The 11598-nt window shown below is 45.5% G+C and carries 10 protein-coding genes; 9 read left to right on the forward strand and 1 reads right to left on the reverse strand.

Annotation, left to right across the window (positions count from 1 at the left end; translation table 11 throughout):
- Positions 1-36: 36 nt before the first annotated feature.
- The 8 genes from dinB to pyk all read left to right on the forward strand — a co-directional run bounded on the left by dinB (position 37) and on the right by pyk (position 9124).
- Positions 37-1200 carry a DNA polymerase IV gene (gene dinB / locus F7R58_RS02250; protein ID WP_158063347.1) on the forward strand — a complete coding sequence of 388 codons (1164 nt, stop codon included), beginning with the start codon at positions 37-39 and terminating at the stop codon, positions 1198-1200.
- Positions 1190-4243, forward strand: a complete 3054-nt coding sequence (locus tag F7R58_RS02255) for a DNA polymerase III subunit alpha (RefSeq protein ID WP_158063348.1) — start codon at positions 1190-1192, stop codon at positions 4241-4243. The genes dinB and F7R58_RS02255 overlap by 11 nt, the downstream gene beginning before the upstream one ends.
- Positions 4244-4388: 145 nt before the next feature.
- Positions 4389-4652 (forward strand): hypothetical protein, encoded by a 264-nt coding sequence (locus tag F7R58_RS02260; protein WP_158063349.1) that lies wholly within the window; start codon positions 4389-4391, stop codon positions 4650-4652.
- 308 nt (positions 4653-4960) lie between these two features.
- Complete coding sequence (locus F7R58_RS02265; RefSeq protein WP_002976354.1) at positions 4961-5200, forward strand: acyl carrier protein; 240 nt, start codon at positions 4961-4963, stop codon at positions 5198-5200.
- 28 nt (positions 5201-5228) lie between these two features.
- Positions 5229-6473: a beta-ketoacyl-ACP synthase II gene (gene fabF, locus F7R58_RS02270; RefSeq protein ID WP_158063350.1), complete on the forward strand. Its 1245-nt coding sequence runs from the start codon at positions 5229-5231 to the stop codon at positions 6471-6473.
- A gap of 9 nt (positions 6474-6482) precedes the next feature.
- Complete coding sequence (gene rnc, locus F7R58_RS02275; RefSeq protein ID WP_158063351.1) at positions 6483-7244, forward strand: ribonuclease III; 762 nt, start codon at positions 6483-6485, stop codon at positions 7242-7244.
- Positions 7219-7689 (forward strand): IPExxxVDY family protein, encoded by a 471-nt coding sequence (locus F7R58_RS02280; protein WP_158063352.1) that lies wholly within the window; start codon positions 7219-7221, stop codon positions 7687-7689. Before rnc ends, F7R58_RS02280 begins: the two co-directional genes overlap by 26 nt.
- On the forward strand, positions 7682-9124 hold the full coding sequence (gene pyk / locus F7R58_RS02285; protein ID WP_158063353.1) for a pyruvate kinase: 1443 nt from the start codon (positions 7682-7684) through the stop codon (positions 9122-9124). The genes F7R58_RS02280 and pyk overlap by 8 nt, the downstream gene beginning before the upstream one ends.
- A 232-nt stretch (positions 9125-9356) precedes the next feature.
- On the opposite strand, the gene F7R58_RS02290 is transcribed toward pyk, so the two are convergent.
- Positions 9357-9779 (reverse strand): helix-turn-helix domain-containing protein, encoded by a 423-nt coding sequence (locus F7R58_RS02290; protein WP_158063354.1) that lies wholly within the window; start codon positions 9777-9779, stop codon positions 9357-9359.
- Between the two features lie 156 nt (positions 9780-9935).
- On the opposite strand from F7R58_RS02290, the gene F7R58_RS02295 reads away from it, so the two are divergent.
- Positions 9936-10511, forward strand: a complete 576-nt coding sequence (locus F7R58_RS02295) for a hypothetical protein (protein ID WP_158063355.1) — start codon at positions 9936-9938, stop codon at positions 10509-10511.
- The last annotated feature ends 1087 nt before the right edge of the window (positions 10512-11598 follow it).

Raw genomic sequence — 11598 nt, forward strand, 5'->3', positions numbered from 1 at the left:
GTGTTTTTTGTAATAAAACGTAATAATTTTGTCCCCATGGAGAGAGCAATTGTGCATATGGATCTGGATACTTTTTTTGTCTCCTGCGAAAGGGTAATTAACTCTGAACTGGTAGACAAACCCGTTATCATTGGCGGTGGCGACAGAGGCGTGGTGGCTTCCTGTTCTTACGAAACAAGGTATTTTGGCGTTCACTCGGCCATGCCCATCAAGATGGCGCTGAAGCTTTGCCCGGAAGCCAGGGTCATTAAAGGCGACATGGAACTCTATTCCAGGATGTCGCAGGAAGTAACGGAAATTATCCGCGAGAAGGTTCCTGTACTGGAGAAAGCCAGTATAGACGAGTTTTACCTGGACCTTACCGGGATGGACCGCTTTTTCGGCTGCTACAAATGGACCAGCGAGGTGGCGGGTTCGGTGACTAAAAATACAGGCCTGCCCATCAGTTTTGCGCTGTCCACCAATAAGACGGTTTCTAAGATCGGTACGGGCGAGGCCAAGCCTGTGGGCAGGTTCGAAATCCGCGAAGAAGGTATCCGGCCGTTTTTGAACCCGCTGTCCATCCGCAAGATTCCCATGGTGGGCAATGTGACCTTCCAGCTGCTTTCAAGGGTAGGCATCCGGACCATCCAAACCCTCTCGGGCATGCCGGTGGAGGTGTTGCAGCAACTCATCGGCAGGAATGGCAAGGAGCTTTGGAAAAAGGCCAACGGTATAGACGAAACCCCTGTAATTCCTTATTCCGAGAAGAAATCCATCTCCAAAGAGCATACTTTTTCCACAGATACTATTGATATTGAATCCATTAAAAGTATTATTACGGGAATGGTGGAAAATTTGGCCTTCCAGCTCCGGGAATCCGGGTGGCTTACCTCCACCGTGGCCGTCAAGATCCGTTATTCCAATTTCGATACGGAAACCAAACAGTTTAAAATCGCTTATACCGCAGTGGATCATACGCTTACGCGTGTCGCTCTGGATCTTTTTAACAAACTCTACACCCGGCGGATGAGGCTAAGGCTTGTGGGGGTAAAGTTTACAGGTCTCGTGCACGGGAACCACCAAATGAATCTGTTTGAAGATACCGAAGAACTGATCTCGCTGTACCAGACCATGGACAGGATTAAGAACCGTTTTGGCAAAGCTGCTGTAGGCAAGGCTTCAGGTTTTAATTTTAACATCAGTCAGCATGTATCTTAACTGTCACAGCTACCACAGTCTTCGCTACGGAACACTCTCCATAGAAGAGCTCGTTCAGCAGGCGGAGAAACTGCAGGTTTCCGCGTTGGCCCTCACGGATATCAACACGGTAACCGGGATATATGATTTTTATAAACTTTGTTTGGCTAAGGGTATAAAACCGCTAGTAGGAGTTGAGATAAGGGAGGGAAATGAACTTTATTATATTGCGCTGGCAAAGTCCCAGAGCGGCATTGGCGAAATAAACCGTTTGCTTACCGGTCATAACTGCGAAAACAGTCCGCTGCCCAAATGCAATCCCCCTTTCAGCCAGGTGTATGTGGTGTATCCGCTGGAGAATGTGCCGGAGACACTTCTGGAACATGAATTCATAGGAGTCCGCCCGGAACAGCTTAATCTGGTCTTTAATTCAATGTGGAAAAGACTGATCCATAAAATGGTAGTCCTGGCTCCGGTTACGGTACGTACACGCCGCGATTATAATCTGCACCGGATTCTGAGGGCAGTAGACCACAATACCCTGATCAGCAAATTGACTGAGGCGGACTTCTGCAATCCCCACGAAATCCTGAAGCCTGTTTCCGAACTTCGGGAGACTTACCGAAACTATCCGCAGATCCTGGCGAATACCGAAAAGATCCTGGCAGACTGCCACTTCAGTTTCGATTTCTCCACTCCTAAAAACAAAAAACATTTTACGGGAACTCAGGCGGGAGATGAAGAGCTGCTGCGTACTTTGGCTTATGAAGGCCTGAAGAAAAGATATCCTGCCGGTCATACTACCGCCCGGTTGCGGGTGGAAAAGGAGCTGAAGGTCATTAACAGGCTCAATTTCTGCGGATATTTCCTCATTACCTGGGATATTGTACAGTACAGTAACAGGATGGGTTTCATGCATGTGGGACGCGGCAGCGGCGCCAACAGTATTGTGAGTTACTGCCTGGGGATTACGGATATTTGCCCGATTGAACTGGATCTTTATTTTGAAAGATTCCTGAACCTGAACAGGAACAGTCCGCCAGATTTCGATATAGACTGGAGCTGGCAGAACCGGGATGTCATCCTTCGGTATATATTTGATAAATACGGAAAGGACCACGTGGCATTCTGTGGGACAAATGTGGAATTTAAATACCGTTCCATCTTCCGTGAGGTCGGAAAAGTGTTTGGCCTGCCAAAGGACGAACTGGATGTGCTGGCTACTAAACCTATGGCAGAACATGAAGAGAATTCGGTGGTCCGGTTGGTGCACAAATACGGAAAACTGCTGGAAAAGTTTCCAAACCAGCGCAGCATGCATTCCTGCGGTATCCTGATTTCCGAGGAGCCTATCACCAATTTCACGGCTTTGGAGATGCCACCCAAAGGTTTCCCCATTGTTCAGTTTGATATGCACGTAGCCGAAGATATCGGCTTTGAAAAGTTTGATATCCTGTCGCAGCGCGGTTTGGGAAGCATTAAAGATACCGTGGACCTTATCCGCAGGAACAGAGGTGTTTTTGTGGACATTAAAGACACCACAATGTCCAAAGACGAAGCTGCGGCCAACGAATTTCTGAGCCGCGGAAAGACCATTGGTTGCTTCTATATTGAAAGTCCGGCCATGCGTGGGCTTTTGCGGCGCCTGAAGTGTGATAATTACCGTACGCTGGTGGCGGCTTCATCCATTATCCGGCCCGGCGTGGCTCAAAGCGGAATGATGAGGGAGTACATTTTCCGGCACAACAATCCTACCCGGTTTGAGTATTTCCATGAGGTGTTTAAGGAACAGTTGGGCGAAACTTACGGAATCATGGTCTATCAGGAAGATGTAATTAAGATTGCGCTCTATTATGGAGGGCTTTCGGCGGCAGACGGTGATATCCTGCGGCGGGCCATGAGTGGTAAGGGCCGGTCGCTGGCGGCCCTGCAGAAAGTGAAAGATGATTTCTTTGCGTCTTGCCGTAAGCTTGGTCATCCGGAGCAGCTTTCAAAAGAGGTTTACCGCCAGATCGAATCCTTTGCGGGCTACTCTTTCTGTAAGGCCCACTCGGCGTCCTACGCGGTAGAGAGTTACCAGAGTCTGTTTCTGAAAGTATATTATCCGGTGGAGTTTATGGTGAGTGTGATCAATAACCAGGGTGGTTTCTACCGTACGGAGGTTTATGTGCACGAGGCACGCATGTCCGGCGGAATTATACATAATCCCTGTGTAAATAAAAGCTTGTTTGAAACTACGGTATATGGCAAAGATATCTACCTGGGGCTGATGCATATTGAGAAAGTGGAAGGCCGGATTGCCCGGCATATTCCGGAGGTACGTGAAAGAGAGGGTGAATATAAATCGCTGGAGGATTTCATCAAAAGAATTCCTGTGGGCATTGAAACCCTTCAGATTCTTATATTCATAGGTGCCTTCCGGTTCACCGGCAAACAGAAAAATGAACTCCTTATTGAAGCACGCTTAATTCTCTCTACCTATAAGCCGGAGTGCCGCATGCAGTCACTGCTGGAAGAACCTCCCAGAAAATACAGCCTGCCCCAACTGCAAAGGGATAAGTTTGAAGACGCCTTTGATGAAATTGAAATACTGGGTTTCCCTGTAACCTGCAGCCCTTTTGATTTGCTTCAGACCAAATTCCGGGGCCGGATTATGGCGAATGACCTGGTGAGGTACCACAAAAAACAGGTGAAGATGATTGCTTATCTCATCTCCCGAAAGCATGTTCCCACCAAAAAAGGTACTATGTTTTTCGGGACCTGGATTGATGCGGAAGGCGAATACTTCGATACAGCCCATTTCCCCGATAACCTTCAGAAATATCCCTTCCAGGGCGGTGGCTGCTATCTTCTTCTGGGGCAGGTGGAGGTGGATTTTCATTTTCCCACCATCACCGTGCTCAAAATGGCCAAGATGCCTTTTATTCCGGATCCAAGGTATGCTTTGGACAAGGAAAAAGCATACGAAGTACACCGGAAAATTAACGAGGATGTAAGTATGACCTGGCGACAGCCCTACCCCCAGGAAAGTGAGATTGGCCTGCCCAGAAACAAGATGGTATAGTCCACCGTAGGCAGAGGTAGTTATAAACTGCATACAGGTTGCTTATCAATGAGTTGCAGCAATGGTTGCCCACTAAAAAAAATAGCAGAAAATGGGGATTGTATGTGCAGTGATAAACCTATAATTTTGAACAAAACGCAACCCCATGATGACTCTGAAATTATTTGCCAGGAAAAAGTTTGCCCACTTCTTTACCCACGAGGATTGGGTACCGAATCCATCTGTGAACAGCTATTCGCTCCGCATTCCCCTGGGAAAGACCAAGATCAACAGTGGCAAGAAAGTCTATCTGTACATGCGGCAGGGAGACCGTTATATTTACATGAATGAGGGTTTTGAAACGGTAAAGGACAACCAGATTTTCTACACCGCGCACTTTCCCTTCAGTGGCAAAATATCTATAAAATAGCCCTGCAGCTTCTGTACCTTCGCAGGATTAATATTTCGTAACCTTTTTTAATTATAAAAATGGAATGCTGCCTTTATGGCGGCATTTTGTCTATTGTGGCCTGTCCTGCGGTATGCCTAGGTCCTAGGTTTCGGAGAAGAACAATATTCATAGAGTGAGCCAGGCAGTGCTGTACCCGATGTGCGGAAAAACAGGGCTTCAGTATGGGCTTTCTAAGCCCTCAAGTTTCCTTAAGCAATAAAAAAAGTATAAGTTGAAATAGAATTTTATATATTTGCAGCATTAACAACATAAAAAATAAAATTACTATGTCAGACATTGCATCAAGAGTAAAAGCTATCATTGCTGATAAGCTTGACGTTGAAGAAACGGAAGTTACCCCAGAAGCTAGCTTCACAAACGATTTGGGGGCTGATTCTTTAGATACTGTAGAACTTATCATGGAGTTCGAAAAAGAATTCAACATTCAGATTCCTGACGATCAGGCTGAAAAAATTACTACTGTAGGTCACGCTATCGCGTATATTGAAGAAGTAGTAAACAAATAATATTTCTTTTAACAGAAAAATTAAATTTATGGAATTGAAAAGAGTGGTAGTAACCGGTTTTGGAGCTTTAACGCCTATTGGCAACAATGCGAACGAATACTGGGAAAACCTTGTAAAAGGTGTGAGCGGTGCTGCTCCTATTACTCTTTTCGATGCCACAAACTTCAAAACCAAGTTTGCCTGCGAAATCAAGAATTGGGATCCACTGAATCACTTCGATAAGAAAGAAGCCAAGAAGATGGACCGCAATACTCAGTACGGAATGGTAGCTGCCCGCGAGGCTGTAGCTCATTCCCGTATTATTGAAGATAACGTAGACAAAAACCGGATCGGGGTAATCTGGGGTTCCGGCATAGGTGGGCTCGAAACTTTTGAACATGAAGTTCTGGGCTGGGCCAATACTGAAATTCCACGTTTTAATCCTTTCTTTATTCCAAAAATGATTGCCGATATCACTCCGGGACACATCTCGATTGAATACGGTTTTCACGGACCCAACTACACCACAGTTTCTGCCTGTGCTTCTTCTGCAAACGCTCTGATTGATTCCAAAATGCTTATCCAGCTGGGTAAAGCGGATGTCATTGTATGCGGGGGATCCGAAGCTGCAGTTACTGCCAGCGGTGTAGGCGGATTTAATGCCATGATGGCACTATCCACACGCAACGATGATCCTAAAACAGCTTCCAGACCTTTTGATAAAGACCGCGATGGTTTTGTACTGGGCGAAGGGGCCGGATGTATCGTTCTGGAGGAATACGAACACGCCATGAAAAGGGGCGCTACAATTTATGCCGAGCTGAAAGGTGGAGGTATGAGTGCGGATGCTTACCACATGACCGCCCCACATCCTGAGGGACTGGGTGCACATATGGTAATGAAAAACTGCCTGGAAGACGCCGGCATTTCGGCAGACGAGGTGGATCATATCAATATGCACGGTACTTCAACTCCGCTGGGCGATATAGCGGAGTCCAGTGCTATTTCCAAACTCCTGGGCGACCATGCTTATGATATTCAGATCAACTCAACAAAATCAATGACCGGACACCTGCTGGGTGCTGCCGGCGTAATTGAGGCTATTGCAGCCCTTGGGACTATTGTACACGGTATCGTACCGCCAACCATCAACCATTTCACGGATGATGAGAATATTGACAGCCGCCTGGATTTCACCTTTAATACGGCTGTAAAGAAAGAGGTGAACGTAGCAATGAGTAACACATTTGGCTTTGGAGGTCACAATGCCTGTGTCCTCTTTAAGAAACTGTAATACTGCTCCATGGAGTTACAGAAATATCTGCCTAAATTCCTAAAAAAAAGAAAAAAAGTACTTTCGGAAAAAGACTACTGGTTAAGTTCGGAAATCAGCCGTATCCTTGGCTGCGAAATCCAGAACATAAGTCTGTACCGCGAGGCATTTTCTTTAAAGGGTTCATCCAAGAATTCCGAACAAAAAAATTATGAGCGTCTGGAATTTCTGGGCGATTCTATTTTAGGGTCCATTATTTCCTGCCATCTCTTCACTACATATCCCCAGGCAAATGAGGGTTATCTTACCCAAATGAAATCCAAGATCGTAAACAGGAAAAATCTCAATAAGCTGGGAGAGGACCTTCGGCTTACCAAATTCCTGATTAACGGAAATTCCTGTACTCTGAGTGAAAATATCTCGGGAAACCTGTTTGAAGCGCTTATAGGGGCCGTGTACCTGGATCAGGGATATACCATATGCGAAAGTATTGTACTGGAGCGCCTTCTGACGCCTTCAGAGATCAATAAACTGGAAAACAAGATAGTCAGCTATAAAGGTCTTCTGCTGGAATGGAGCCAGAAACGCAAGATGAATATCCGTTATGAAACCTGCGAAGAGACCCAGGCCAAAACCACTGTTTTCCGATGCACTGTCTGGATTGGAGACGACAAAATTTCGAATGCTGTAGAGTCCTCCAAGAAAAAAGCTGAAGAAAAAGCAGCACAGCGCGCATTTTACGTTTTAAATAAGAAAGAAAAGATAATTGGACCTGCAAAAACTAACACTTGATAACTGTGAGGAGGACGATGTGATGATCGCCCTGGTGAGGTTGGTGAAGAGAATTCCTGATCATGAATTTTTTTTCCATATTAACAGGATCAATAGTTTTTGCTTTGAAAGGATAGACGATTTAATAGTAGAAGGTGTTTTCTATACCTACCACTTCTCTGCTTTCAGGGGTTACAGCAGGGAGAGCCGCACGTGTTTTCGTTTTATCAGCAATAAGTCCGTTTTTAGTGTACAGAAAAAGGAAGTTACAGAACTTTTTGCCGGCGAGGAGGAAGTAAAGTTTTTGCTTGAGGCATATCCTGATTCGGATTATATCCTGACATCCCCTGACAAATGTGCCGATTTTTCCTTAATTTTACTACCTGAAAACCTGTGCTTTCAGCTGCAGGAGATTCCATTGGGTTTCGATGAGAAACTCTTCCATACACTTCAGTATTATGAATAAATATTTAAAGAAGACCAAGATAATAGCCACTTTGGGTCCGGCAACGGCAACCAAAGAAATCATGACTGACATGGTGAAGGCAGGCGTGGATATTTTCCGGATTAATTTCTCCCATGCAGACTATGAGATCGTACGCAATAATGTGAAACTTATACGTGAGATCAATCAGGAATTGGGTTCTTCCGTAGGTATTTTGGGCGATCTGCAGGGCCCCAAGCTCCGCGTAGGTGTGGTGAAAGAAGGTTCATATCTTAACCCGGGAGACATTCTTACGTTTACAAATGTGAAAATGGAAGGTGACTCCAAGACGGTGTACATGACCTATAAGGATTTCCCAAAAGATGTGAAACCCGGCGAACGCATCCTTATTGATGACGGAAAACTCGTGCTTCAGGTTATTGAAACAAATGAAGTGGATATAGTGAAGGCAGTGACCGTTCAGGGTGGACCGCTGAGCTCAAAGAAAGGCGTAAACCTTCCAAATACAAATGTTTCATTACCGGCGCTTACAGAGAAGGATATTCAGGACGCCAATTTTATGATGGACCTGGAACTGGACTGGATAGCACTCTCCTTCGTGAGGCATGCACAGGACATCACTGACCTTAAGCAGTTGCTGGCTAAGCATCCAAATCAGGTTAAGACACCCATCATCGCTAAGATAGAGAAGCCTGAAGGTGTAAAGAATATTGAGCAGATCCTCCTGGAGTGTGACGGCCTGATGGTGGCACGTGGTGACCTGGGTGTGGAAGTACCTATGGAAGAAGTTCCGGCCATCCAGAAGATGCTTGTAGAAAAGGCACGTAATTATGCCAAACCGGTGATCATTGCTACCCAAATGATGGAAACCATGATTACAAGCCTAACGCCCACGCGTGCGGAGGTAAATGATGTGGCCAACTCTGTTCTGGACGGTGCCGATGCGGTAATGCTTTCCGGCGAGACTTCCGTGGGACGCTATCCGGTGGAAGTAGTACAGAATATGACTAAAATTGTTAAGAATATTGAAAATACTAACTTCTATATTCAGAAAAATTCTCCAATAGAAAAGGAGTTTAACTGTATAGACACCCGTTTTATAACCAACAGGATTTGTCTGGCGGCTGTCCGTATTGCCAAAAGTACGGATGTGGAGGCCATTATTACACATACCCATTCCGGATATACAGCATTCCAGATTTCCGCACACAGGCCCAATTCGCACATCATTGTCTTCAGTTCCAACCGAAGAGTAACTACCATGCTGAATTTACTTTGGGGGGTGCGCGCCTACTATTACGATTCCCAAAAGTCTACGGACGAAACGATCCTGCAGGTAAATGAAATGGTGAGTAAACTCGGTTACGTGGAGGAGGGCGATTTCGTGATCAACCTGAATGCAACACCGGCCGGTGAAGGGGGCAAGACCAATACTTTAAGATTGACAACTATTTAAAGATATAGTCTACCTAAAGAAAGAAGTTATCGGGCATACCCATGTGCTCTCATTTATCTCTGCAGAAAGCCTCTATGCTGTTTATTGATAATCGGAGATGTACTAAAGTTAAACAGAATATACTCTTAGAAGCACAGTCTGCTGAGACTGACAACCCTAACGGAATTATCTTATCTTCACCGGAGTATTCTCCGTCATTTGAGCTTCATGCCTGATGTATAATAGTATGGCTCTAAACATCAGATTTTCCTAATAGCTTTTCAAGCCTCTCCATCATCTCTTCCTTCTCCTTTAACATCCTTTCGTAAAGCGCAATCTTTTCCTCGTGTAACTCGATTAATTTATCAATTGGATTGATAGTGGCATTTTTAATATATAAAGAATGCATTACTGAATGATCATTATTATTAATTGTATTAGCGATAATATTCACAGCCTGCTCCTCATCAAAATTCTGAAATGCCTCCACCGGGATTTTCAGCACCTCCGAGATTTTCTTCAGCAAAGGATCCTCAATCACGTCTTTCTGCTCAAGCAGTGAGATTTTCTTCTGGTTCCAGTCTTCACCCAGGTCAAAGGCCAGTGCCTCCTGCTTAATGCCCAGCATTTCCCTGAAGCGTTTTACATTCCGGCCCTGATGTATTTTCTGTTCCATGACGTGCGGTTTTTTACTTGCCATAAAGATAGGCGATTCAGGGCATTCCTGTGATCTTTTTTTATTCTAAAATACCGAATGTATGGTATATTTTATCCGCCTGCAGAATAGCATATCCACTTAGGCTGATTTTCCTTTGCTTGAAATAATATCGTCATGGAAACAAACTGGCATCCTCTTAATGCGGAACTGTGGACCGCCAGCTCAGCCTCCGACCCCTTCAAACTCATCGATGCATTCTTCAATCTGGAACATCTGGACCGCTACAAGCACACACTCTCAGAAATAATGTTCTTCATGTACACCAAACAAATCTACAGGCCTGACAATCCTGGTACTGTACTGATTACCTACGCTGCGCTGCGCTCTTTTCTAAACGCCTCCTGCCAACTGCAGCACTTCAAACCGGTCACCGGTTCTCCAGCGCAACTTGTGCCCGGGCAAAACTCTCTGCTGACATTGTCCTCCCTCAGCCGCGATGAGTTCCGCCAGCCTTTCGGCGTCTTCAAATCGGCTTTCCGCATACAAAGTCTCGCCTCCTACGAAGTCTTCCTTTTCGAAGCGGTATACCTGGCACTGTCGCCTCACACTGGTCCCTCAATCCCGGATATGACCACGCCCTATATCTGGCTCCTTAAAAAGCTGGATGCAGCACAACTTATCCGTGAAAGACACGGCAACAGTGCCGGTCCCTTAAATCCTGCCGGGGAGCAGCTAAAGAGTCGGTATTGACAGCTGAACTTATATTGAACGCCAAAATCGCTATGGACAGCTTGATTATCAAATTGTCAGTGTACAGCCTCCGATTAATGCCTAATCTGTGCTACCGTTTGCCTGGCACAACAGCAGCAACCAGCATTGATCAGGAATAGCTTATCGGTCACTCTAAGCCTTGCCAAATAGATCACTGTAATTTCCGCTGCCTCCGCCTACTTTTAGGTGAAGAGTTTATTATTTACAGAAAGTAGTTGCGTGGTTGTCAAATATTTATTACTTTTATTTCTGATGCAGACTTCAAAAGGCAAAAATGCCAACACATTTGGAAATTTGGGTATTTTAACTCATTAATTTCTTCTCAGCGCCTTTCCCTAAAGACTTCCCGGACCTTGCACCGTAGTTGCAGTATACATACCCGCCGGATACTACACGGATAGCCCGTATCCTCCCCGGGTATACATGGGTCTTACGTCTATAGTACGCCTGCCGACATCAAATAGGAATCAACCATCAGACATCCCGCGTCCGCATCAGTACCAGTACCTTAACCTCCGCATATGGAGCGTGTTAAAGTTTTAAACCTTGACACGGCTCTCAGAACCCACCATCAGCTTGCCAAATAGCTCGCGCGGTCGCGTATTGCAACCACGGCATTGTAAGGTTGCTTGGCGAAATACGCCAACCTACAAGGTTATTCGATTATAGCGTACCTACGGCACGCCAAAACATCCTGATCTCAACCGCTACACAGATAATGTTCCTATGGAACATACCCCCGCATAATAAAGGATGATATGATCAACCGTTGTGGTCTTGTTTTTCTTTTTGCTCAAACTAACCGTGTTATGGTTTAAAACTTGGCACGGTTCTCAGAACCACGCTGCGCGAAGTGTCCTCACTTCGTGCCGGTGAACTTCAAATAGCAGCGTCTTTATCCCGGAGTACCGACACCTCTACAACGCTATTTGGGTAGCTGAACGCAGTTGAAGCTAGCATAGTTGAAGAAATAAATGTGACGTGATTATCCTTAATTTGTTCACTCAAGGGTTAAACCTTTGCACGTTTCCTCAACACCAATTTTGGATTTGCCGCGTCCCAACCT

Source organism: Chryseobacterium sp. (genome assembly GCF_008831505.1).
Lineage (GTDB): Bacteria > Bacteroidota > Bacteroidia > Flavobacteriales > Weeksellaceae > Marnyiella.

Bases quoted from the DNA above. Each gene is read 5' to 3' on its own strand.
- F7R58_RS02265 (WP_002976354.1), top strand. From the start codon at position 4,961: ATGTCAGACATTGCATCAAGAGTAAAAGCTATCATTGCTGATAAGCTT.
- rnc (WP_158063351.1), top strand. From the start codon at position 6,483: ATGGAGTTACAGAAATATCTGCCTAAATTCCTAAAAAAAAGAAAAAAA.
- F7R58_RS02255 (WP_158063348.1), top strand. From the start codon at position 1,190: ATGTATCTTAACTGTCACAGCTACCACAGTCTTCGCTACGGAACACTC.
- dinB (WP_158063347.1), top strand. From the start codon at position 37: ATGGAGAGAGCAATTGTGCATATGGATCTGGATACTTTTTTTGTCTCC.
- F7R58_RS02290 (WP_158063354.1), bottom strand. From the start codon at position 9,779: ATGGAACAGAAAATACATCAGGGCCGGAATGTAAAACGCTTCAGGGAA.
- F7R58_RS02260 (WP_158063349.1), top strand. From the start codon at position 4,389: ATGATGACTCTGAAATTATTTGCCAGGAAAAAGTTTGCCCACTTCTTT.
- pyk (WP_158063353.1), top strand. From the start codon at position 7,682: ATGAATAAATATTTAAAGAAGACCAAGATAATAGCCACTTTGGGTCCG.
- fabF (WP_158063350.1), top strand. From the start codon at position 5,229: ATGGAATTGAAAAGAGTGGTAGTAACCGGTTTTGGAGCTTTAACGCCT.
- F7R58_RS02295 (WP_158063355.1), top strand. From the start codon at position 9,936: ATGGAAACAAACTGGCATCCTCTTAATGCGGAACTGTGGACCGCCAGC.